This is a genomic window from Mycobacterium sp. HM-7 (genome assembly GCF_053852335.1).
Genome location: NZ_CM132657.1, coordinates 4,504,904 through 4,528,032 on the forward strand (window position 1 = coordinate 4,504,904; position 23,129 = coordinate 4,528,032).

Annotated in this window: 22 protein-coding genes; 10 read left to right on the top strand and 12 right to left on the bottom strand. The window is 67.4% G+C overall.

Going from position 1 to position 23,129, the window contains the following annotated elements; genetic code table 11:
* Window positions 1-15 precede the first annotated feature (15 nt).
* Together ACWW1C_RS21680 and ACWW1C_RS21685 are read left to right on the top strand one after the other, a co-directional pair.
* Window positions 16-594, top strand: coding sequence for a carboxymuconolactone decarboxylase family protein (locus ACWW1C_RS21680; protein ID WP_455980188.1), 579 nt, complete (start codon window positions 16-18; stop codon window positions 592-594).
* A 94-nt stretch (window positions 595-688) separates the two neighbouring features.
* Complete coding sequence (locus ACWW1C_RS21685; protein WP_455980189.1) at window positions 689-1,480, top strand: 3-oxo-5-alpha-steroid 4-dehydrogenase; 792 nt, start codon at window positions 689-691, stop codon at window positions 1,478-1,480.
* A gap of 84 nt (window positions 1,481-1,564) precedes the next feature.
* Here ACWW1C_RS21685 and ACWW1C_RS21690 read toward each other — a convergent pair whose 3' ends face one another.
* Window positions 1,565-2,470 carry a sigma-70 family RNA polymerase sigma factor gene (locus ACWW1C_RS21690; RefSeq protein WP_455980190.1) on the bottom strand — a complete coding sequence of 302 codons (906 nt, stop codon included), beginning with the start codon at window positions 2,468-2,470 and terminating at the stop codon, window positions 1,565-1,567.
* A gap of 80 nt (window positions 2,471-2,550) precedes the next feature.
* Between ACWW1C_RS21690 and ACWW1C_RS21695 the strand changes: the two genes are divergently transcribed.
* The 4 genes from ACWW1C_RS21695 (at window position 2,551) to nagA (ending at window position 7,809) form a co-directional block, all read left to right on the top strand.
* Window positions 2,551-4,260 (top strand): APC family permease, encoded by a 1,710-nt coding sequence (locus ACWW1C_RS21695; RefSeq protein ID WP_455980191.1) that lies wholly within the window; start codon window positions 2,551-2,553, stop codon window positions 4,258-4,260.
* 44 nt (window positions 4,261-4,304) lie between these two features.
* Entirely contained in the window at window positions 4,305-5,303 is a 999-nt protein-coding gene (locus ACWW1C_RS21700; RefSeq protein ID WP_455980192.1) for an SMP-30/gluconolactonase/LRE family protein, read from the top strand.
* A 96-nt stretch (window positions 5,304-5,399) separates the two neighbouring features.
* On the top strand, window positions 5,400-6,647 hold the full coding sequence (locus ACWW1C_RS21705; protein WP_455980193.1) for a D-alanyl-D-alanine carboxypeptidase family protein: 1,248 nt from the start codon (window positions 5,400-5,402) through the stop codon (window positions 6,645-6,647).
* 13 nt (window positions 6,648-6,660) lie between these two features.
* Complete coding sequence (gene nagA / locus ACWW1C_RS21710) at window positions 6,661-7,809, top strand: N-acetylglucosamine-6-phosphate deacetylase (RefSeq protein ID WP_455980194.1); 1,149 nt, start codon at window positions 6,661-6,663, stop codon at window positions 7,807-7,809.
* Here the strand turns inward: nagA and ACWW1C_RS21715 are convergent.
* The 5 genes from ACWW1C_RS21715 to ACWW1C_RS21735 are packed head-to-tail and all read right to left on the bottom strand — an operon-like array spanning window position 7,806 to window position 12,447.
* The gene (locus ACWW1C_RS21715; protein ID WP_455980195.1) at window positions 7,806-9,371 is read right to left on the bottom strand and encodes a radical SAM protein; all 1,566 of its coding nucleotides are present in this window, start codon (window positions 9,369-9,371) and stop codon (window positions 7,806-7,808) included. The two genes, nagA and ACWW1C_RS21715, sit on opposite strands and share 4 nt — an antisense overlap.
* Window positions 9,368-9,793 carry a hypothetical protein gene (locus ACWW1C_RS21720; RefSeq protein WP_455980196.1) on the bottom strand — a complete coding sequence of 142 codons (426 nt, stop codon included), beginning with the start codon at window positions 9,791-9,793 and terminating at the stop codon, window positions 9,368-9,370. Before ACWW1C_RS21720 ends, ACWW1C_RS21715 begins: the two co-directional genes overlap by 4 nt.
* Complete coding sequence (locus ACWW1C_RS21725; RefSeq protein ID WP_455980197.1) at window positions 9,774-10,583, bottom strand: prolipoprotein diacylglyceryl transferase; 810 nt, start codon at window positions 10,581-10,583, stop codon at window positions 9,774-9,776. Before ACWW1C_RS21725 ends, ACWW1C_RS21720 begins: the two co-directional genes overlap by 20 nt.
* A gap of 29 nt (window positions 10,584-10,612) precedes the next feature.
* Window positions 10,613-11,740 carry a sensor histidine kinase gene (locus ACWW1C_RS21730; RefSeq protein WP_455980198.1) on the bottom strand — a complete coding sequence of 376 codons (1,128 nt, stop codon included), beginning with the start codon at window positions 11,738-11,740 and terminating at the stop codon, window positions 10,613-10,615.
* Window positions 11,737-12,447 (bottom strand): response regulator transcription factor, encoded by a 711-nt coding sequence (locus ACWW1C_RS21735; protein WP_455980199.1) that lies wholly within the window; start codon window positions 12,445-12,447, stop codon window positions 11,737-11,739. Before ACWW1C_RS21735 ends, ACWW1C_RS21730 begins: the two co-directional genes overlap by 4 nt.
* Before the next feature lie 84 nt (window positions 12,448-12,531).
* Between ACWW1C_RS21735 and ACWW1C_RS21740 the strand changes: the two genes are divergently transcribed.
* Complete coding sequence (locus ACWW1C_RS21740; RefSeq protein WP_455980200.1) at window positions 12,532-13,071, top strand: DM13 domain-containing protein; 540 nt, start codon at window positions 12,532-12,534, stop codon at window positions 13,069-13,071.
* Entirely contained in the window at window positions 13,071-13,568 is a 498-nt protein-coding gene (locus ACWW1C_RS21745; protein ID WP_455980201.1) for a DoxX family membrane protein, read from the top strand. The genes ACWW1C_RS21740 and ACWW1C_RS21745 overlap by 1 nt, the downstream gene beginning before the upstream one ends.
* Window positions 13,569-13,574: 6 nt before the next feature.
* On the opposite strand, the gene ACWW1C_RS21750 is transcribed toward ACWW1C_RS21745, so the two are convergent.
* From ACWW1C_RS21750 to trpS, 4 genes are all read right to left on the bottom strand, one after another.
* Complete coding sequence (locus ACWW1C_RS21750) at window positions 13,575-14,666, bottom strand: NmrA family NAD(P)-binding protein (RefSeq protein WP_455980202.1); 1,092 nt, start codon at window positions 14,664-14,666, stop codon at window positions 13,575-13,577.
* 63 nt (window positions 14,667-14,729) lie between these two features.
* Window positions 14,730-15,173 (bottom strand): MarR family winged helix-turn-helix transcriptional regulator, encoded by a 444-nt coding sequence (locus ACWW1C_RS21755; protein WP_455980203.1) that lies wholly within the window; start codon window positions 15,171-15,173, stop codon window positions 14,730-14,732.
* A gap of 50 nt (window positions 15,174-15,223) precedes the next feature.
* Window positions 15,224-16,252: an inner membrane protein YhjD gene (gene yhjD / locus ACWW1C_RS21760; protein ID WP_455980204.1), complete on the bottom strand. Its 1,029-nt coding sequence runs from the start codon at window positions 16,250-16,252 to the stop codon at window positions 15,224-15,226.
* A 75-nt stretch (window positions 16,253-16,327) separates the two neighbouring features.
* Window positions 16,328-17,368: a tryptophan--tRNA ligase gene (trpS, locus tag ACWW1C_RS21765; RefSeq protein ID WP_455980205.1), complete on the bottom strand. Its 1,041-nt coding sequence runs from the start codon at window positions 17,366-17,368 to the stop codon at window positions 16,328-16,330.
* A gap of 139 nt (window positions 17,369-17,507) precedes the next feature.
* Between trpS and ACWW1C_RS21770 the strand changes: the two genes are divergently transcribed.
* Window positions 17,508-18,515 carry an SIS domain-containing protein gene (locus ACWW1C_RS21770; protein WP_455984387.1) on the top strand — a complete coding sequence of 336 codons (1,008 nt, stop codon included), beginning with the start codon at window positions 17,508-17,510 and terminating at the stop codon, window positions 18,513-18,515.
* A 30-nt stretch (window positions 18,516-18,545) separates the two neighbouring features.
* Here ACWW1C_RS21770 and ACWW1C_RS21775 read toward each other — a convergent pair whose 3' ends face one another.
* Window positions 18,546-18,968 carry a MarR family winged helix-turn-helix transcriptional regulator gene (locus tag ACWW1C_RS21775; protein ID WP_455980206.1) on the bottom strand — a complete coding sequence of 141 codons (423 nt, stop codon included), beginning with the start codon at window positions 18,966-18,968 and terminating at the stop codon, window positions 18,546-18,548.
* A 51-nt stretch (window positions 18,969-19,019) separates the two neighbouring features.
* Here ACWW1C_RS21775 and ACWW1C_RS21780 point away from each other — a divergent pair, with 51 nt between their 5' ends.
* Complete coding sequence (locus ACWW1C_RS21780; protein WP_455980207.1) at window positions 19,020-19,619, top strand: TIGR03086 family metal-binding protein; 600 nt, start codon at window positions 19,020-19,022, stop codon at window positions 19,617-19,619.
* A gap of 169 nt (window positions 19,620-19,788) precedes the next feature.
* On the opposite strand, the gene ACWW1C_RS21785 is transcribed toward ACWW1C_RS21780, so the two are convergent.
* Window positions 19,789-23,106, bottom strand: coding sequence for a helix-turn-helix transcriptional regulator (locus ACWW1C_RS21785; RefSeq protein ID WP_455980208.1), 3,318 nt, complete (start codon window positions 23,104-23,106; stop codon window positions 19,789-19,791).
* Between the last annotated feature and the right edge of the window lie 23 nt (window positions 23,107-23,129).

Genomic DNA, 23,129 nt, shown 5'->3' on the forward strand with positions numbered 1-23,129 from the left:
TCTCGTCCGACAGATATGAACCAGACACCACGCATCGCACCCCTGCCCCCGCAAAAGGCCGGCCTACTGACCCGGCTCATGTACCGCTACGCCAAGCGTGAGTTCGGCGAGGTGCCCGAGCCGTTCGCCGTAGCGGCGCACCACCCACGGCTGCTGGTCGCCAACGCCGTGCATGAGGGCCTGTTGAAGAGCGGTTCGAAGACGCTGCCCGACTCGGTCCGCGACCTGGCCGTGTTGTGGACCGCCCGCACCGTGGGCTGCTCCTGGTGCGTCGACTTCGGCACCATGCTCATGCGCCTGGAGAGCCTGGACACCGAACGGCTCAAGCACATAGACAGTTATGCGACATCCGATTTGTTCACCGGCGACGAACGGGCCGCGATCGCCTACGCCGACGCGATGACCACCGATCCACACAACGTCACCGACGAACAGGTCGACGACCTCAAGCGCCGGTTCGGCGAGGCCGGCGTCATCGAGCTGACCTACCAGGTCGGCGTCGAGAACATGCGGGCCCGGATGTACGCGGCGCTCGGCATCACCGAGCAGGGCTTCAGCTCGGGCGACGCGTGCCGGGTGCCATGGGCTGAGTGAGCCGCACTGGCCCCAAGGACGGAGCAGGTGGTAGAACACGTTACAGAAATAGCGGCAAGGGCCGCTGAAACCACCTGTTCAGCGAGGAACCGCCATGCATTGGTACACCGGCAACACGTTCTATGACACGGTGCTGACCGCGGCGTTCGCGTTCGCCGCGTTCGTGATCATCGGCGGTTTCTTCGCGCAGAGTTCGTACGGACGGTTCTCGACGACAAAACTCGGCCTGAACCTCAACCCGAAGCTCGGCTGGTGGCTGATGGAGATCCCGGCGACCGTCGTGTTCCTCGTCAGCTACCTGGCCGGACCACACCGGTTCGAGCCGACGTCGCTGGTGCTGGCCGGCATCTGGCTGCTGCACTACGCCAACCGGGGTTGGTTCTTTCCGCTCGCGATCCGCCAGGCGCCCGGCAAGCGCGGCACCTTCAACGTGTCGGTGATCGTGATGGGCATGCTCGTCACGTCGATGCACGGCTACCTCAACGGGACCCTGTTCAGCCACGACTTCTTCGGGCAGTACACCACCGCATGGCTGACCGACCCGCGGTTCCTGGTGGGACTGGTGGTCTATCTGTGCGGATTCGCCCTGCTGGTCAACTCGGAATCGATCGTGCGGAACCTGCGCGACAAGAACAACCCGGGCGGAGCTGAATACCGCATTCCCTTCGGCGGCGGCTTCCGGTATGTGACCAGCCCGGCGTACCTGGGCGAGCTCATCGCCTGGTCCGGTTTTGCGCTGCTGACCTGGGCGCTGCCCGGCCTGGCCATCCTGTTGATCACGGCGGGCAATCTGATTCCCCGGGCGCTCGGCACCCACACCTGGTACCACAAGAAATTCCCCGAGTACCCCACCGACCGCAAGGCGCTGATTCCGTACGTCCTCTAACGCGAGCCGCTAGTCAGGCCGCAGCGGCGAGCCGCTAGTCAGGCCGCAGCGGCGAGCCGCTAGTCCGACCGAAGCGGCGAGCCGCTAATCAGACCGAAGCGGTGACGCCGTGAACTTGTCCGGGTTCGCGATGTCCCACAACGCGACGACTTTGCCATCCCGCACGGTCATCGCGGTGACGCGCGGCAGCATCTCGGGGTGCCCGCCGTCGGCGGGCAGGCCAGGGGTGTACGCGCCGAGCTCGCCGTTGATGAGCGCGAGTTGCGACGTCGAAAGCCATTGCGGCCCATAGCGCCTGGCCAAGCCGAACAGGAACCGCGCCACCTTGTCCGCGCCGACGATGGTGCGCGGCGCCGTCGGTGCCCGACGGTTGGAGTCGCCGGTGAACGTCGCGTCGGGGTGCAGCAGTTCGACGACGGCGGCCATGTCGCCACTGGCCAGGGCGGCCATCAGCTTGCCGACGACCTCGTTGTGGCCGGCATCCGGCGGCGGCGCCGGCGCCGCGGACACCGCGCGCCGGGCTCGGGACGCGAGCTGGCGCGCACCGGCATCCGTCACGCCGAGCACCGATGCGATCTCCGAGAACGGCACCGCGAAGCCGTCGTGCAGCACGAAGGCCACCCGTTGGTCGGGCGTCAGTCGCTCCAGCACCACCATCGCGGCGAAGCGCGCGTCCTCGCCCGCGACCACCGCGGCCAACGGGTCGGACGCGTCGAATCCCGTCACCACCGGTTCGGGCAGCCACTCACCGAAATACGCCTCGCGGCGGTGCGCGGCGGACCGCAGCCGGTCCAGGCCGAGACGACTCACGACGGTCGTCAGCCAGGCCCGGGGCTCCACGATGGTGTCGACATCGGCGCTGTGCCAGCGCAACCACGCGTCCTGCACGATGTCCTCGGCGTCGGCGTACACACCGGTCAGCCGGTAGGCGACGGACAGCAGATGCGGGCGCAGCCGCTCGAATTCGTCGGTGTCCTGCGCAGTGGTCACCACACAAACGTACGACGCCGGGTGCAGGCCGGCGAACCCGTAGCATCTTCTGGTCGATCAACCGGATGAGCAGGGAGCAGATGACCACGACAGCGCCAGACATCGTCGCCCGGGACAAAGGCCTCAAACGGGGCGCCCTCGGTCTGGTGTCCAGCGTGGTGGTCGGGCTCGCGTCCACGGCGCCGGCCTACAGCCTCGCCGCGACGCTCGGCCTCGTCATCGCCACCAGTGGCACGCTGCTCGCCGGGGTGAAAGCCCCTGCGATCATGCTCATTTCGTTCGTGCCGATGTACCTGATCGCCGTCGCCTACCAGGAGCTGAACAAGGCCGAGCCCGACTGCGGCACCACGTTCACCTGGGCGGCAAGGGCTTTCGGGCCGGTGGTCGGCTGGCTCGGCGGCTGGGGCATCATCGCCTCCGACGTCATCGTGATGGCCAATCTGGCGCAGATCGCCGGGTCGTATTCGTTCACGTTCGTCGGTGACCTCGGTTGGCATTCGGCCGCCGGCCTGGCGAGCAGCACGCTGTGGTCGACGGTGGCGGGCGTCATCTGGGTCGTCCTGATGACGTACATCTGCTACCGGGGTATCGAGGTGTCGGCCCGGTTGCAGTACGTGCTGTTGAGCGTCGAGGTCGTGGTGCTGATCGTGGTGTCGGTCGTGGCGCTGGTGAAGGTGTACACCCACCACGGGCACGCGTACTCGGTCATGCCGTCGTGGTCCTGGTTCTGGCCTGGCGGAATGGATTTCGGCACGGTGATCGCCCCGGCGGTACTGGCCACGATCTTCATCTACTGGGGTTGGGACACCGCGGTGGCGTGCAACGAGGAGTCCGACGATCCAGGCCGTACCCCGGGCCGCGCCGCCGTCATCTCGACATTCCTGCTGCTGGCCACCTACGCGTTGGTGACCGTCTCGACCATCGCGTTCGCGGGCGTCGGCACCGAGGGCATCGGACTGGGCAACCAGGACAACGCCAAGGATGTGTTCACCGCCATCGGGCCATCGTTGTTCGGCGACAGCGTGATCGGGAAGATCGGAATGCTGCTGCTGTCGGCGTCGATCCTGACATCCGCGGCCGCCTCGACACAGACCACCATCATGCCGACAGCGCGCACCACCCTGTCCATGGGCGTATACCGCGCGCTGCCACAGAGTTTCGCGAAGATTCATCGGCAGTACCTGACGCCGACCACCTCGACCATCGTGATGGGCGTGTTGTCGGTGCTGTGCTACGTGCTGTTCACCGCGATCAGTGCCGATCTGTTGACGGCCCTGATCGGCTCGGTCGGCCTGATGATCGCGTTCTACTACGCGCTGACCGGGTTCGCCTGCGCCTGGTTCTACCGAAAGACGTTGACCCGGAACACTCGTGACTTCGTGATGCGCGGCCTGCTGCCACTGGTCGGCGGCATCACGCTGTCCGTGGTGTTCGGCTACGGCCTGGTCCAGTACAGCAAGCCGGACTGGCTCAAGGACGAAAACCACCACGACGTCACCATTTTCGGCTTCGGCGCGGTGGGTGTGGTCGGCGTCGTCGGGCTGTTGCTGGGCGTGGTCCTGATGTTCGTGTGGCGCGTCGCGCAGCCGGAGTACTTCCGTGGGCTGACGTTGCCCCGGCGCCATGACCTGGTGCTGGACACCGCGGCCTCCGGTCATTCCGGATCGGTGCATTTCGGGTTGCCGGACTCCGGCGACATGCCCACGGTCATCGCGCCCGATCTGTCGAACCTGCCGCCGGGCGAGACCGCGGTGGACTCCGCGACCGGCAAGGAATTCCGTCGCGACTGACGAATCCCGCTCAGCGGTGCACCGATTGGCGATACCGTCAACGCGTGCCGAACAAGCCGTCCATCAATCCCGTGCGCTGGACCCCGCCGCCGGTCGACGCACTCCCTGACTTCCCCTCCCCCGAACTCACCATCGTGCCGATGCCCGGCGACGCCCCGGAGGACGTCGTCGTCGGCGCCGACGGCGCATTGTGGACGGGTCTGGTCGACGGCCGGATCGTGCGGATCTCCCCCGACGGCGACATCCAGGTGGTGGCCGACACCGGCGGTCGGCCGCTGGGTCTACACGTCGCGCGGGACGGGCGGCTGCTGGTCTGCGACAGCTATCGGGGGCTGCTGTCCCTGGACCCCGGCACCGGTGCATTGGAGGTGCTGGTGCCCGACATCGACGGCCGGCCGCTGCGGTTCTGCTCGAACGTGACCGAAACCGATGACGGCACAATCTATTTCACCGAGTCGACGAGTTCGTTCCACTACGAGCATTTCCGCGCGGCCATCCTCGAGGCGCGCGGCGACGGCGGCCTCTACAAGCTGGCGACCGACGGCACGGTGAGCATGCTGCGCGACGGCCTGTACTTCGCCAATGGCGTCACCGTCACCGCCGACGGCACCGCGCTGGTGTTCGCCGAGACCCAGGGCCGCCGACTGTCGAAGTACTGGCTCTCCGGACCGCGGGCCGGAGCCGTCACCCCGTTGGCGGTCAACCTGCCCGGAATGCCCGACAACATCTCGACGGGCGCCGACGGCCGGATCTGGGTCGCGTTCGTCACCCCGATCAATGGCGCCGCCGAGTGGCTGGCCCCGCGGCCGACCATTCTGCGCCAGTTGGTCTGGCGGTTGCCGGAGGCGCTGCAGCCACAGATGCCGCTGGAGGTGTGGGCCGTCGCGTTCGACCCGGACACCGGTGCGGCGGTGGCCGGCGTGCGTGGGAAGCACCGCCAGTTCGGACAGGTCACCGGACTGGTCGAGCACGACGGGCGGCTCTGGATGAGCTCCATCGGGGTCCCCGCGCTTGCTCACTGCGCGCTGCCCGAGCGTCGGTAACCCTCGGTCAGCTAATTCACATTTGTAACTTCAACCCCAATTGTCACAGCGCGGCTACCCCGAATCCGGTGGTCCGTCGCCTAATCTGACGACACCATGGCGACCACCCGATCCACGTCACAACGCGCTGCAGCCCTGGCAGCGGCGTTTTTCCTGACGGCCGCACCGGCGCTGGCCTATGCCGAACCCGATCCGCCCGCCGCCGATCCGTGCCCGTACCGGGTGAATACCCCGCCCGCCGTCGACCAGTCCGAGGTGCCCAAGGCCGGCGACCCGCCGGCCCCGATCCCGGTGCCGGCCACGCCGCTCGGCGGGGACCTCATGGGCGGCTGCGGCGTCGTCGCCGCACCGGACATGCCGCCACTGCCCGGTGATGTCTCGGCTGACGCGTGGATCCTGGCCGACCTCGACAACGGCGACATCATCGCCGCCAAGGATCCGCACGGCCGCCACCGCCCCGCCAGCATCATCAAGGTGCTGATCGCGACGCAGGCACTGCGCGAACTGCCCGTCAACAAGCGCGTCACCGGCACCCCCGACGACGCGGCCGCCGAAGGCACCCGGGTCGGCGTCGACGACGGCGGCATCTACACCGTCAACGACCTGCTGCACGGCCTGCTCATGCATTCGGGCAACGACGCCGCGCACGCCCTGGCGATGCAGGTCGGCGGCATGGACACCGCGGTCGGCAAGATCAACGACCTGGCCTCGAAGCTGGGCGGTCGTGATACCCGCGCCGCCACCCCGTCCGGCCTTGACGGCCCGGGCATGAGCACCTCGGCCTACGACATGGGCCTGTTCTACCGCTACGCCTGGCAGAACCCCACGTTCGCCTCGATCGTCGCGACGCAGAAGTACGAATTCCCCGGGCACCCGGCCAAGCCCGGCGAACCCGGCGACCACCCCAGCTATGAGCTGGAGAACGACAACAAGCTGCTCTACAACTACCCGGGCGCGCTCGGCGGAAAGACCGGCTACACCGACGACGCCGGGCAGACGTTCGTCGGTGCCGCCGACCGCGGTGGACGACGGCTGGTCGCGATTCTGTTGCACGGCACCAGGGTTCCGATCGCGCCGTGGGAACAGGCCGCACACCTGCTGGACTACGGGTTCGCCACCCCGCCGGGCACCAAGGTCGGCACGTTGATCGAGCCGGACCCGTCGCTCATCCAGCGCAAGCCCGACGCCAAGCATCCGGCGGCCGCGCAGGCCCTCGACGGCCTGCCGCCCATCGATGCGGTGCCGATCCGGGTCGGAGTCGGCGTGGTCGGGGGCGCGGTGGTGCTCTCGCTGATGATGGCCGCCCGTTCCATCAATCGGCGCCCACAGCACGCCGACCGGTAGAGACTGACGGGCGATGACGCTCATCTCTGCCGGCACGATGGTGCTCGGCGATACCGTGTGCCGGCCCGGGTGGCTGGAGATCAGTGGTGACCGCGTCGTGGCGTGCGGCAGCGGCGCCCCGCCCCGCGGCGTCGACGTCGACTTCCCCGACGGTGTCGTGGTGCCGGGCCTCGTGGACATGCATGTGCACGGCGGCGGTGGATTCTCCTACGGCACCGACGATCCCGACGATATAGCGCGGGCCGTCGAGTTTCACCGCGCCCACGGGACCACCACGACGCTGGCCAGTCTGGTCACCGCCGCGCCGGATGTCCTGTTGGCTCAAGTTCAGACCTTGGCCGACTCGGTACGCGACGGCGTCGTCGCCGGGATTCACCTGGAGGGTCCGTGGCTGAGTTCGGCGCGCTGTGGTGCGCACGACGTGACGCAGCTGCGTGACCCCGACCCCGCGGAGATCGACTCGGTGCTCGCCGCAGCCGACGGTGCGATCCGGATGGTGACGATCGCCCCGGAACTGCCCGGTGCCGACGTCGCGATCGAACGGTTCGTCGCCGCGGGAGTCATTGTCGCCGTGGGCCATACCGATGCCAGCTACGAAGAGACCAAACGGGCGCTGCAACTGGGCGCCACCGTCGGCACCCATGTCTTCAACGGCATGCGTCCGCTGCACCACCGCGACCCGGGACCGGCGCTCGCCCTGCTGGAAGACACCCGGGTGACGGTTGAGCTCATCGCCGACGGCGTCCACCTACATCCCGCGCTGGTCCACCAGGTGGCCAGCACCGCCGGCTCGGACCGCGTCGCGCTGATCACCGATGCGATGGCGGCGGCGGGCATGCCCGACGGGGCCTACCAGCTGGGCGGGCTCGACGTCGAGGTCAGCGGCTCGGTCGCGCGCCTGCGCGAGCGGTCGACCATCGCGGGTGGCACCGCGACCATGGACGCGCTGTTCCGCACGGCGGCAACGGGTTTGGAGCCCGCGTCGGATGCGTCGCTGCGGCACGCGATAGCGATGACGGCGACGACGCCGGCGCGCACGCTGGGCCTCGGTGATGTCGGCGTGCTGGCGCCCGGTATGTCCGCCGATCTGGTGGTGCTGGACAAGAAGCTGCATGTTCGTGCGGTGGCGAAGCGCGGCGTGTGGATGGCAGGCCGCGGCTAGATCACCGTGAGCGGCAACGCCTTTCCCAGGTCACTACCCGCGGCGATCGACATGCGCTGGCGCCCCAGCGCCGGCCACGCCTGCACCGCACAGAACGGCGCGCACTGGTCCTGGTCGGCGCGGGTGCCGACATGGACACAGCACTGCACCAGGCGCTCTTCGATCATGGTCGAGATGTCCATGAACGGCTTGACGGTGATGCGAACCACCCGCTCGCCCAACAGCTTCCGCACCCGGCTCTTCCCACCCGGCAGGGCCGACGACGCGAGCGCCAGCAAGGTCGGCATGCCCAGATCGCAGTTCTGGCAGATGGTTCGCCAGACATCGCCGATCCCGGGGTGCGACAGCGAGGACTGCTCCGATAGCAGGCCCAGCAGCGACTCCCGGACCGCGAGCTGCAGTTCCTGTGGCAGCTCGCTATCGGCAATCCTGTTGGACACCAACCCGAGTCGGTCTTTGAGGACGTCGTGCCCGATCAACGAGACCAGCGAGCGCCAGTGCCCGGAATCGTCGCGCAGCACGTAGCCGACCGAGCAGCAGTGCGGATGCGAACACGGTAGCGCGGTGAGGTCGCGCCAGGTCATCAGGCCATCGGTCTGAGGGCCGAGCCTGTTGAGCACGCCGGTGTGGGTCAGCCGGTCGAGCGCGTCCAGGCTCCCCGAGCGTCCCGAGCCGAACTGCGGCTGGATGGTGATGCCGCCGACGTAGGGGGTGTTCAGCGCCAGCTGCACCATGTCGCCGATCTCGTTGTCATTCACGCCGAGCGCCGCGGCCATCACCAACGTCGTGAAAATCTGGCGCTCCGAAAGGCGCTGCAACACCTGCCGTTTCATCCTGCGGAGGTCGCCGCCGCGGTGGTGCCGGTGCGCCGCCTCGGACAGCCCGTCGTACTGCAGGTACACCTCGACGCGGTGCCGGTGGGCGCTCAGCAGCTCGAGCAGCGCATCATCCGTGGCGATCCGGATGCCGTTGGTGTTGAGCAGGATTCGGGTGATGGGCCGGCTGGTCAGCTCGTCGAGCAGCTCGGCCAGGTCGGGATGCAGGGTCGGTTCGCCGCCGGAGAGCATCAGCACGTCCAGCCGCCCGTTCTCGCGGGCGAGCCGCTGGTCGACGTTGGCGAGCACCTCGGCGACCGGCACCACGTTGCGCAGATCGGGCGATGAGTCGGTGAAGCAGGTGGGGCACCGCAGATTGCAGACCTCGGCGATGTCTTCGAGCAGGATGCAGGTGTGCTGGGTCTGCATCTCGGGCAGCCCGCGCAGATAGGCGGAGGGGATCGGATCGAAATTGCCTGCGACGTCGGGCATGTGCGCCTTGGTCGGGGCGGTCCACTCCTCCAGATACGACAGAATCTCTGGGCTCTCGTCGTAGAGCGTACTCACCAGGCCGTGCGCCGGACAACCGCGCTCCAGCCACACTCTGCCGTCGCGCTCGACAAGCCGGCCGGACAGCCGCGACACGTCGCGCAGCGGCCGTTCGGGGGCCTCGTGGTGGCAGTGCGGGCAGTAGGCCGTCACATAGCGGAGTATCCGGTCCCCGCGCAGACCCATCCCCGCCGTCATGTGTACATCGCGGGGTTCAGGCCGGTGCAGTAGCCGACGGTCAGGATCGAGGTGAGCGCCCAGCCGATCATCAGGCCAAGCCCCAGCCCCTTGGACCCGGGGTTACCCGTCTTCCACAACGCGTAGCCACCCCCGAAGGCGAGGAGAGCCAGCAGCGCGGCCCCGAAGGCCAGCAGCACCTTCTGCTGATCGGCGAGCATCACCGTGAGGAAGCCCACGCCGACGTTCAGCACCGGAAAGAGGATCACCCCGCAAACCACACCGCCTCCCGAGATCGCCTTGGGGTTCGGCGGTGGATAACCGTACTGCGCGTACTGCGGATGCTGGGGATATTGCGGGTACTGCGGGTACTGGGGATATTGCCCCGGTGGCACGCCATGCGCAGGCTGATCCTCGGGTGGTTCACCTGGCTGCTGGGACATGGTCACCCTCCCTGTCTGCCGACGAAATCCGGTAGTAGCCACGGCAATAACCACGCCAGATCCGAAAACCCAAGAGCGCCAATGATGGCAGCAGCACCCATTGCGGCCGTGTCAGGTCCAGCCACACCGTCTCGTTGGCGCGCACGAACTCCACGAAGAAGCGGAATATCGCGTAGGCCGCCACGTAGATGACGAACAACTCGCCGGGATGCGTGATCCGCGGCCGCAGCCACATGAGGACCGCGAAAGCCGCCAACTGGAACCCGATTTCGTACAAGAACGACGGGTGCATGGCCAGCCCGGCCACACATCCCGGGCACTCGGGGGTACTCGCCGGCGCATGTATCCCCCACGGCAGCGTCGTCGGGCGTCCGGGCGCTTCCGTCAGCAGACACCCGATCCTCCCGATCGCCATCCCCAAGGCGACCGCCGGCGCGAACAGGTCGCCGGTCTTGCCCCGGTACCCCCCGAGACGTTTGGCGATCAGCACGCCCACGTAGGCGCCGAACAGCCCGCCGAGGATGCTCTTGGAGCCGTATTCCCACGCCTGCGAGACGGTCGGGTTTGCGCTGAAATCGAGATGGCGTGTCAGGCCCGACAGGCGCATCCCGATCGCGCCGCCGACGAGCGCCCCGGTGACGGCGACCAGCGACTGTTCGTTCACCGCACCGCGGCGGCGCGCCTCGTGGACGAATACGAGCACCGCGGCCAGCACACCCAGGCCCACGAACAGACCGTGCACCGGGACGTGCACCGGTCCGATTTGCCACTGGGAGATCGCCGGGATCACAGTGGCAAAGCTACCGGCAAGAGGCCGGATCACATCGTCGGAAGCGTCACATCCAACCGGAATCCGCCCGGCACGTGGGCGGCGGACACCTGCCCGCCGTGCGCCTCCACAATGCCCCGGACGATGGCCAGACCGATGCCGGCGCCCGAACCGTCGGCCTCCGGGGTGCGGGCCTGCGTACCGCGCCAGCCCATGTCGAACATGCGCCCGAGGTCGTGGGATTGGACGCCGGGGCCCTGGTCCAGCACCGTGAGCACGATCCGGTCGCCGTCGAGGTGGTGGGTCGACACCTGGATCTCGGAATTCTCCGGCGCATGTCGAATACTGTTGACCAGCAGGTTCGACACCACCCGGGACAGTTCGCCGGGATCGGCATACAGCACTTGATCGGTCATTTCCGCGTGCGTGATGGTGATGCCGCGGGTCGCCGCGAGGGCTTGCAGGTCGGACACGACGTCGGACACCAGGTCCAGGAGCACCACTGGCTCCTTGCTGAGCTTCAGCATGCCGCTCTGAATCTTGGACAGCTCGAACAGCCCGTCCACCATGCCGTTGACGGCGTCCACCTGATCGCGGATCTGCCGGATGTACTCGGCCGGTTCATCGACCACGCCTTCCTCGAGCGCTTCGGCCATCGCCCGCATCCCGGCCAGCGGTGTCCGCAGATCGTGCGACACCCAGGCGACCAGCTGACGGCGTGACGCGTCGAGCTGCTCGACCTCGGCGCGGGCGGCCGCCAATTGTGCTGACGACTGCGCGAGCTGACCGGACAATTCGGCGAATTCCCGGGAACTTTCGACGTCCGCGGTGACGACTTCGCCGCTACCGATTTGTCGGGCCGCGTGCTGCAGCCGCGCCAGTGACCGTCGTAGCCGGCGCAGCAGGAACCCGGCGGCCAAGCCAGCCATGAGCGCCGAGACGGCGATCACCGACAGCAGTACTTGTAAGTCGTGCGACGACAGGTACATCTCGATCGAGATCGCCACGGTGGACGCGACGATGGCGACGATCGTCGCGCAGATCAGGGCCGCCACGTGCGTGCCGATGGATCCGCGCCGATTGAGCTGCATCACGAGGACGGCCGCACCCGTGGCCACCGAGGTACAGATCAGGGCCGTCACCGCGATGATGACGAGGTCCAGCGCGCCGAGGATCATGACGACCTCCCCGACGGTGTGAATCGGTACCCCGTACCCCACTCGGTGCGCAGATACGTGGGATCGCGTGGGTCGGCCTCGATCTTCTCGCGGAGCCGCCGGATGTGCACGGTCACCGTCGACGCGTCGCCGGAGCTCCAGCCCCACACTTCGCGCAGCATCTCGTCGCGCGAGATCACGCGGTCGGGGTTCTTGAGGAGAAAGAGCAAGAGCTCGTACTCGCGTCCGGTCAGCTCGACATCGGCACTGCCGCAGGTGATCCGGCGCACCGTCGGGTCGATCCGAAAGCGGCCGACCACGAAGGGAGCAAGCGGTGACTCGTGGGAGACCCTGTGCCGCAATAGTTTCGAGATACGCAGTTGCAGCTCACGAAGCGCGAACGGCTTGGCCAGGTAGTCGTCGGCGCCGAGTTCGAGGCCGTCGATCCGGTGCCCGCTCGCGCCGAGCGCGGTCAGCATGATCACCGGGACATCCGAGCGGGTGCGGATCTCGCGCAGCAGGTCGTCACCGGACAACCCCGGCAGCATGCGATCGAGCACGAGTACGTCAGGCGTCGAACGCCGCACCGCGTCCCGCGCGGCTTCCCCGTCGGAGAACTCGTCGATCCGAAACCCCTTGGCGCGCAGGTACGCCGCCACCGCGGTCCGCACCCGCTGGTCGTCTTCGACCAGCACGACGTGCGCTCCGCCGCCGTCGTCGGAACTCACGGGCGCACCCACATCGCACCTCTCATGGTGCTGAGCCTAGACAGCCGGCGGCGTGACGGGCCGGTTCTTACGGTTCTGAAATGTTTGTCGAACGCGCCCGGCGCGCTCCCTAACTTCATCGACGACGGGGTGATCGGCACCCCACGACGCTCGAAGGAGTTCCACATGGTCATCAAGCCGATCGCAGCGACAGCAGCTGCGGTGTTCGCCCTCACGCTCACCGCATGCGGTGCGAACGAGATGAAGTCGGCCGGTTCGTCCAGCCCCTCCAGTTCCGTCATGTCGTCCGCGATGACATCCGCGATGACCTCATCGAGCGCCGCAGCGCGCACGGGCCACTTCACCGGCCTCAATGGCAAGCACGTCGCCGGTACGGCGACCGTCAGCGGGATGAATCTCGAATTCACCGACTTCTCCTCCGACGAGGGACCGGACCTGCACGTGTACCTGACCAAGGGCTCCACCGAGTCCGACGTCGCCGCGGGCAAAGAGATCGCCGCCATCAAGTTCGACCAGGCCACACAGTCGTTCCCGCTGACCGGCATCGACACCATGGGCTACACCACCGTCGTCATCCACTGCGACAAGGCGAAGGCAGTGTTCGGCGCTGCCTCGCTGATGTGATGACCGGTCTGATGACCACCCGCGCACTGACCACGCGCGACCGCGCCGACCTGGCCGCGTCGATACTCTTCGGCGCGGTCCGGGTCGGGCTCGGACTACTGTGGCTCCACGAGGGCTATGTGAAGTTCCGGGCGCACTTCGGGCGCGCGGACATCTTGCTGGTCGTCGACGGCGCATCAGCGAATTCGCGTGTGCCGGAGTACTTTCGCTTCGTGGCCGAGCACTTGCTGCGGCCGATGGCAGACCTGGCCGGCATCATGACGCCGCTGACCGAAGTAGTGCTGGGGCTGGTCCTGGTGCTCGGCGTGTTCAGCACGCTGTCCGCGGTCGCGTCCGCGGGATTGCTTGCGGTCTACTGGAGTTCGGACCAGCTCATCGCGCAGTACCCGATCATGGCGGTGCTGAGCGTGGGCGTCCTTGCCGGACAGGGATATTCGTATCGCTGGACGATCAAGGCACTGGTGCACCGCCGGCCGAATCTCGAGAAAGAGGAATGACCGGCGTCAGAGCTTTCCGACGCGCAAGTCTTGGCTGCTCTTCAAAACGGCCGACTCCAGGCTCCAGTTCTCCGGCTGGACCCGCTCCCAGAGGCCGCCCTTGCCGGCCGCACTGCCGAGTTCGTCCTCGCGCCGGAACCACTGCTCTGCGGTGCGAATCCGGTTCGGGTGGATTTCGTCCAGCAATGCGTAGTTGCGCTTGACGATGCCGTCTTTCCACAGCTGCCAGAAACCGGTGAAGTTCTGCCGAAATGTCATGGTGCTCGGATCATTTGGGTCCGCGTTGTATCCGGCAGGACTATCGGCGACGCCGCCGAGCGGCCCCTGCCAGTAGGCGTCCATGGCCGTGTCGACGTATCGGGCGGGATGCCCGGTGACCGTCTCGAACGCCCGGGCCAGCTCGCGATACGAGATGTGGTCAATGGCCACCTCGAGGTCCATGCCGTTGGACCGGTGGGTGTTGTCGAAGAGCCAGCGGACGTAGTAGCCGCAATCCTCGAGTGAGACATGGGGTACTGCGCCGTCGCCGAGTGGCACCCGCCAGGTGACGACGCCGTCCTCCACGCTGGGCGCCATGGGGGTCAGGGGCGAGATCGCCATCTCGATGTACGGCCCCGACGTGAAGATGGCGGCACCCATCCGAGCCGAATTCGCTTGATTCTGCAGCAGGATCCATTCGGCGATGCGCCCCTTGCCGTCGTAGTGGCCGACTCGGTACTTGGAGTCGTAGCCCGCCTTCTTGAGCCCGTAGTCGAGGTTGCCGTACACGAAGAACTTGATGCCTTCCTCGATGGCGATCTCGTAAGCGCGCATCGCCCAATACATCTCGGTCTTCTCACCGGTGTTGAATCCGTCGATGTTGACGAACGCGCCATCGCACCCGCGAAAGCCTTCCCGCAGCACGGTTTCATCGGCGAAGGTGCCTTCGAGTGCCGACACGTTGCCGAGTTCGAGCAACGATTCGGCCCGAGCACTCGTGGCGTCACGAGTGAGAAATCGAACGGAGTACTTCCCGTCGGCGACGAGCGCGCGGGCGACCGGAAGACCCTGGGCCCCGGTCGCTCCGATCATGAAGATCTTCGAAGTGGGATGTGACATGGCAACTCCTCCAGTTGGTGTATATACAACATTCGGGCATCGGCAAAAGCCGATCCCAACCGATTACTGGCCGCCGGGCGACAGACCGACGCTCACCGCGAGGTCCCGGACCGCCGCGACGCCGCCGGCCCCCAGGAGGTCCGCGGCCTCCCGCTGCGCCCGCCGCCATGCCGGCATCACGGTCTCGAGCTTCTTGCGACCCGATGCGGTCAGCGCAACCTCTCGCACCCCTTTGGCGTTCGCAGACACCGCCTCCACCCAGCCGTGTTTCATCAACAGACTCAGGTTGCGACTGACGGTCGACCGCTCCAGCTGCAGCACCTCGCCGATCCGAGCTGGCGAGGACGGACCCATCTTCCCCAGCGCCGCCAGGAGATTGACCTGGGCGATGCCGACGCCGTGCTCTTCGAGAGCCTGGTCGTACAGGCTCGTCACCGCTCGGCCCAGCATTCGAACGCGGACGGCCAGGCAGTTACCGGCGATCTCCTCGACAGCGGCATTGACCATGCCATCATTGTTGCATATACACCATTGTCGAGCAATCGCCGCCCGCCGAGCTATCCCCTGCGGCGTCGCAGCAACCGCGAAAGACCAAGCCCGCCAAGCAGGCCCACCGCCGCACCGACCGCCACGCTGTTCGCATCGACGCCCTCGGGTTCGCGATAGCGAGTGACGATCGCGGCCGGTCCCGGCGGCGCCACAGGTACCAGCGCCATGGTGTCCCGCGCCGTCGCCGCCCACGCCGTCGAGAACAGGATCAGCCGCGCGGTGATGTACGCGAAAACCATCAGACCCAGCACGGGGCCGAACGTCGCGCCCGCCGGTCCGTGCATGACGGTCCGCAGATAGATCGACGCGACCTGCTTGAACAGTTCGAAGCCCACCGCGGCGATCAGGGCGGCGCGGGCCGAGCTGCGAAGGCTCACCTTCTCGCGCGGCAACCGGGCGATGATCCACGTGAACATCAGCCATGCCACGGCGAATGACACCGCGATCGACGCCACCCGCAGCAGCGCATTGAGGCCCGGGACGTGCCCGACACCGAACCAGTGCAGCACCGTCGTCATCAACCCGGTGTCGCCCAGGGCGGTCAGGCCGATGGTCACGACGATGGCCACGAACGCCGAGACCAGCGCCAGCAGGTCGGACAGCTTGGTGCCGACCCAGCCGTCGGGTTCGCTCTGCTGCTCCCACATCTCGGTGAGGGCCTTGCGCAGATTCGCCATCCACCCCAGGCCGGCCCAGGCCGCAGTCGCCAGGCCGATGACGCCCACCGACGTGCGCGATTTCACGGCCGAATCCATCAGCCCCACCAACTGGTTGCCGAAGTCGCCGGCGACCGCCGACCGGATGTGCACCTCGAGCTCTGCGAGCAGGTCAGGACGGGACGCCAGCACGAAGCCGCCCGCGGCAAAACCCACCATGAGCAGTGGGAACAACGCGAACACCGTGAAGTAGGTGATGCCGGCGGCGTAGAAGTCGCCGTTGCAGTCCTGGTAGCGGTCCTGGGCCCGCATGATCCGATCAAGCCACCGATGCCGCTCACGCAGTCGGTCGAGCAGGCCCGGCTGGTCCGAGTCCGTCATTTTCGGCAAACCCCCTTGTTTGCCGAAAAGCCTAGTGTGCGACGCCGCGGGTGTCCCGGTGCGGCGTCCGCAACGTCAGCGCAACCGCGGCAGGAAGCCCAGGCGGTCGTTGACCCGCTGCAGCGTCTTGAAGGCCACCTGCTCGGCGCGCTCGGCGCCCGCGGCCAGGACCGACTCCAGTTCGGCCGGGTCCGCGAGCAGCTCGTCGACCCGGTTCTTGATCGGGGTGACGTACTCGACGACGGCTTCGGCGGTTTCTTTCTTCAGGTCGCCGTAACCGCGGCCCTCGTACCCGGCCACCAGCGTGTCGACGGGGGTACCGGTGACCGCGGACTGGATGGTCAGCAGGTTCGAGATACCGGGCTTGGCCTCGGTGTCGAACCGGATCTCGCGCTCGCTGTCGGTGACGGCCGAGCGAATCTTCTTGGCGCTCTTGGCGGGATCGTCGAGCAGGTTGATCAGTCCGGCGTCGGTGGCGGCCGACTTGCTCATCTTCGCGGTCGGGTCCTGCAGGTCGTAGATCTTGGCGGTGGCCTTGGGGATCATGGCCTCGGGCACCACGAAGGTGTCGGGGAAGCGCGCGTTGAACCGCTGTGCGAGGTCGCGGGCCAGCTCCAGGTGCTGCCGCTGGTCCTCGCCGACGGGCACCAGGTCGGTGTCGTAGAGCAGGATGTCGGCGGCCATGAGCACCGGATAGGTGAACAGGCCGATCGTGGTGGCGTCGGCACCCTGCTTCTGCGACTTGTCCTTGAACTGTGTCATCCGCGATGCCTGGCCGAAGCCGGTGAAACAGCCCAGCAACCACGCCAGCTGGGTGTGTTCGGCGACATGGCTCTGTACGAACACCGTGCTGCGGGCCGGGTCGATGCCGAGCGCCAGGTACTGCGCGGCCGTCACCAGCGTGCGACGCCGCAACGTCTCAGGGTCCTGCGGGACGGTGATGGCGTGCAGGTCGACGACACAGAAGAACGCGTCGTAGCCGTCCTGCAGGTGGGCCCAGTTCTGCACCGCGCCCAGGGCGTTGCCCAGGTGAAGCGAGTCGGAGGTGGGCTGTGCCCCGGAAAAGACGACGCGCTTGTCTACAACTGTCTCGCTGCCTGCACCGCTGTTGCTCATGATGGGTTCGATTTTCGCACTGCTGTCATCCGGTTTTGCCCGGGGCTCGGTCTACGCTGGGGAAAGTGGGTTCCAGTGCGATGCCGACCTCCGACAAGGTGACGAAGTGAGCGCCGATCCAACGCCCCCCGGCCACCTGATGGCGGCCGAAATCGCCGAACAGCCGCAGGTGTGGCGCCGGCTGCTGGACGATGGCCGCGATCCCATCCGGGCCGCCGCCGCTCAGATCGCGGCGGCCGCGCCGCGATTCGTCCTGTTCGTGGCACGAGGCACGAGTGACCATGCGGCGCTGTACGCGAAATATCTCGTAGAGATCAACCATGGCCTGCCCGCAGGTCTGGTCTCCCCGTCAACCATGACCGTCTACGGCGCCCAACCCGATCTGCACGACGTGCTGTATGTAGCGGTGAGTCAGTCCGGGGGTTCACCGGACCTGGTCCGCTCGGTGGAGGTGGCCCGCGACCGGGGCGCGCTCACCGTGGCCGTCACGAACAACTCCGCGTCGGATCTGGCTGCGGCAGCCCAGATTCACCTCGATGTCCTGGCGGGCGCCGAACAGTCGGTGGCCGCGACCAAGTCCTACACCGCTGAGTTGCTCGCCCTGCAGCTGCTGCTCGGCCGTGACGTTCCCGGCGTCGACGCGCTGCCCGATCTCGGTGCGCAGGTACTCGCCGCCGGGGAGCTGGTCCGCGACGTCGCGCAGCGGTACCGGTTCGCACAACGGCTCATCGCCACCGCCCGCGGCTACTCCTACCCCACCGCCCGCGAGGCCGCCCTCAAGCTGATGGAGACCTCTTACCTTTCGGCGCAGGCATTTTCGGGTGCCGATCTGCTGCACGGGCCACTGGCCACCGTCGACCCCCAGGTGCCGGTGCTTGCAGTGGTGCCCGAAGGCGCCGGCGGACAGGCCATGGCGCCCGTCCTGGAACGGTTGGCCGAACGCCATGCCGACGTGTTCGGGGTCGGAGCGCCCTCGGCATTGGCCGGCCTGGCGGCCGGTATCGCGCTGCCCGGCGGAGTCAGCGACGAATTGTCCCCGATGCTGGAAATCCTTCCGCTGCAACAGCTTGCGTTGCACCTGGCGCTCGCCCGCGGCGGCGACCCGGACCAGCCGAGAGGGCTGCGGAAGGTCACGGAGACGTTGTGACGTTCCGCGCCGCACGTCGGGTGGCCACCCTCAATCGGGGGCTGGCGCCAGGCGTTGCAGCACCCTGAGAAAGACGCGCCGCTCCTCGGTGCTCAACTCGCCGAGCCATTGCTCCTCACCGCGCTGAATGTCAGCTTGCACCGCGTCTTTCAGTCGCCGCCCGGCTCCGGTGATCGACAGTAGGCGGACCCGGCGGTCATCGGGGTCGGGTGTGCGCTCGATGTAGCCGCGATCCTGGAGGTCGTCGAGCGTGCGGATGATGCGGGTCTTGTCGGCGCCGATCGCCTGCGCCAGCACAGCTTGCGACCGCATCGGGGTCTCGTCGAGTGCCAGCAATACGACGTAACCCCACATGCTCACGCCGTGGGCGTCCAGCACGGGTTGCTCGGCTGCCATGAGCTCGCGCAGCAGCGGCGCGAGCAGCGCGGCGAGGTCGGGACGCTTGGCGGACATCGACTCATCGTAGGCATTGCAATATCGTATGCACCTACCTACGATAGGTGCATGCCTACATTATCCACCGATCTTCTCGGCGCCCATCGGGTGGCCGTCCTTGCGTCAGTCGACATCGTCGATTCCATCGGAACCGGTGATCTCGCCCTTTCCACCCCGTGCACCGGTTGGGATTTGGCCGACCTCCTGGCCCACATGACCGTCCAGCACCGCGGTTTTGCGGCGGCTGCCCGCGGCGGCGGCCAGGACCTCGCGCTCTGGGATCCGGCCGGTCTCCGCGACACGCCCGATCCCGTGGCCGAATACGCCGCGGCCGCCCACGAGGTACTGGATGCGTTCGCCGCCGCGGACCCCGAGAGTCAGTTCGCCCTACCAGAACTCGGCACAACCGTGCCCGCCGAGATGGCCGTCGGCTTCCACCTGATCGACTACGCAGTGCACGGCTGGGACGTCGCCGCCAGCCTCGGCAGCCCCTTCACCCTGCCCGACGACGTCGTCGCTGCCGCGCTCCCCCTGGCCCTCGCCGTGCCCGACGGCGACTTCCGCAGCATGCCCGACGCACCGTTCGGGCCGGCTCGAAATGGTCTGGACACCAACGACTTCGATCACCTGCTCCGGCACCTGGGGCGCGACCCGCAGTGGAGCGTCTAGGCCGCGGCGTGTCCGGGGTTGGGCCACGATCGGCGTGTCGCCTCTCCCTTGGACGTGTGCGATCTGAACGTGTCAGCTTCGGCTGACGTTGTCAGCCCATGGTGACAACGTCAGCCGAAGGTGACGACTCGGGGCGCGGACTCGTGCGGGAGGCCGCGCGATAATCCGGTCACGCGTGGCGCGCCGATTCCTGCGCGAGCTGCATCCGCGACGTCAGCCCGAGCTTGTTGTAGACGTGCGTGAGGTGAGTCTGCACCGTGCGCGGTGACACGAAAAGCCTTGCGCCGATGTCCTTGTTGGACAGCCCTTCGTTGACGAGTCGGACGACATCCAGCTCGGTCGGCGTGAGCGATGCCCAGCCGCTCGCCGGACGCTTGCGTTCGCCGCGGCCACGTTGCGCATAGGCTACGGCCTCCTCCGTGGACAATGCCGCACCCGAGGCCCATGCAGTCGCAAAGTCGCTCTCACCCATGGCAGTACACAGCGACTCACGAACAGCGTCATGACCGGCCTGGTAGATCTGGAATCGGACCTCGCCCGTGCGTCGCCGCATCGCGGCCGCAGCACCGAAAAGCCTGGCCGCCTCAGAACGTCGGCCGGAGTCAGCAGCCAACTCTGCCAGGCAGTCGATCACGTCAGCGATACCAAGACAGGCTTGAACCTCGACACCACAGGCCAGCGCGGCATGCGCATCGCGCTCGGCCTGCCCACATTGCCGCTGCGCCATGGCAACCCGCGCACGCAACGTCAACGCCACCATCTTGTGCCACCCGTTTGTGGTGCCGACGGCCTCGTCGGCCAACCTGTGGGCAGCGCTCAGATCGCCCTCTATCAGGGCTACCTGGATCATCGGGGCAATGAAGGTTGCTGCGACGTCTGGCTGCGCACTGAGCTCCGGCCAGCCTGCCTGCGTCGCGGAGGCCGCCGCCGCGACATCGCCGCCGGCAAGTGCCGCATAGGCGAACGCACAGTGAGCAACCCCCGGATAGATCCCGCCGGCCGCCGCTCCCGCTTCGATGGCTGCTTGCCCCACTGCGTGGCCCGCGTCGATGTCACCGCGATAGGCCAGGGCCTGCACCTGGCATTCCAGGGCAATTGCCTTCACCACGGCATCCGCACAGGCCTCCGCCTCGGCGGCGACCTCACTGAATCTCGCGATGGCCCCGGTCAGATCGCCGTGCCACAGCAGCACCCACCCGAGGTAGAAGCGGCACATCCGCGAGACGAACGGATTTCCGATCGCGTCCGCGAGCTCACCCCCCTCTTCGGCTGCCTCGCGCACCGCGACCGGGTCGCCCGCGACAAACCCGCCGAGCCCCTGCCACGTCAGGATATGACTCAGCGTCCAGTCGTCACCCAGCTCGCGGACCAGGCCGATCGCCTCGGCGAAGTACGGCCGACCGGCTTCCGAGATGAAACCGCTCGCATACGCGCAGACGGTGAGGGCGCGCGCGAGGAGAGCCCGGTCGCCCACCGACCGGGCCAAAACCAGTGCTGCGTGGGCCCGTTCGACGCTGTCCCCAAAACCCCACTCGCCCATCCAGGTGTCGATCAGCGCCTTGTCGGCGAGGGCGCGCGCCCACACCGCCGTCGAGACGGCGGTGTCATCGCGACCGACTTCGGTGAGGATCGAGTCGAACCACGACATCCCCTCTCTCAGCCGCCCACGACCGAACCAGAGTCGCTGAAGCGACGACGCCAGTGCCAGCGCCGGCTCGATCTGGGCTTGTTCACGACTCCACGCGAAGGCCGCCCGCAAGTTGTCGATCTCACTCTCCACCAGCGCGAGGAGCTGCACGTTGGTGGTTCGCGTCGCCGAATCGAGTTTGGTGGCCAACGCCGTGTAGTAGTCGCGGTGCCGCCCTCGGACGGCTTCCGCCTCACCGGACTCGCCCAACTTTTCCAGGGCGTATTGGCGCATCGTCTCCAAAAGCCGATACCGCGTTCCGCCATTGCTGGACTCGGCCACCACGAGCGACTTGGCAACCAGCAACGCAAGCTGATCGAGTACCTGGAAGCGCTCCAGTTCGCCGCCGGCGACGACAACCTGTGCCGCGCGGAGGTCGAAGCCGCCCATGAACGCGGCCAGCCGGCGGAACACCATCCTTTCGGGGTCGGTCAGCAGGGCATGAGACCAGTCCGCCGAGGCGCGCAGCGTCTGCTGGCGCTGCACCGCGGTTCGCGCACCGCCGGTCAACAGCCGGAAGCGATCATGAAGGCTGTCAACGATTTCCGTCAGCGACAGCGCTCGTACCCGGGCTGCGGCCAGCTCGATCGCCAGCGGCAAGCCGTCGAGGCGTTTACATATCTCCGTGACCGTCGCGGCGTTGTCGTCGGTGACGGCGAAGTCGGGGCGAACGAGACGAGCCCGGTCGGTGAACAGTTCGACCGCTTCGTCCGCCAGCGGCAGCGACGGCAGCTGTCGAGTCATCTCGCCGGGCGCGCCGATGGGCTCACGGCTGGTGGCCAGGACTCTCACCGCCGGACCGGCCCCGAGGACACCGACAGCCAGTGCCGCGCTCGCATCGAGCAGATGCTCGCAGTTGTCCAACACCACGAGAATGTCGCGGTCCGCCACGAAGCGCGTGAGCGTCTCCATCGTGGAGCGGCCCGGCTGGTCCGGCAGCCCCAAGGCACGGGACGCCGCGATGGGCACGACATCCGATTCAGTGATCGGCGCCAGGTCGACGTAACAGACACCGTCACGAAGGCCGGACGCCAGCTCCGCCGCAACCTCGATCGCAAGCCGGGTCTTGCCTGCGCCGCCGGCACCGATGAGTGTCACCAGCCGACTGTCCGACAGGAGCCGCACTACGTCAGCCATTTCGGCCCTGCGCCCGATGAAATTCGTCAGCTGCGCCGGAAGATTAGGTGCACCAACGACTTTCGCTGTACGCAGCGGTGGGAATTCGTTGCGCAGACCGGGATGGCACAGCTGCACCACGCGCTCGGGGCGAGGCAGATCCCGCAGTGCGCACACGCCGAGATCCATCAGGTACGTGTCGGCGGGCAGCCGATCGATCACCACATCGCTTGTCGTGCCGGACAGTACCGTCTGGCCGCCGTGCGCGAGGTCCCGCAGCCGGGCAGTCCGATTGATGGTGGGGCCGGCATAGTTGCCCTCATCACGCAGCTGAATGTCACCGGTGTGCACCCCGATGCGCAATCGGATCGGCGCCACCGATGCCCGCTGCAATTCCAGCGCGCAGGCCACCGCGTCACCGGCGCGGGAGAAGGCCGCGACGAAGCTGTCACCCTCCCCCTGTTCAACGGGGCGCACCCCACCATGGGCCGCGATGATCTCGGATATCCGGTGATCGAACGCAGCCACCGCGACTGCCATCTCGTCCGGTTGGGCCTCCCATAGCCGCGTCGAGCCTTCGACGTCGGCCAGCAGCAACGTCACAGTCCCAGTAGGCAGCAACCCACTCACGGCCAGATCGCTCCAGTTCAACGGCAAATCCGCAGGTGAATCAATCTGGCTCATGCTAGCCAGCATCGCGCCGCGCC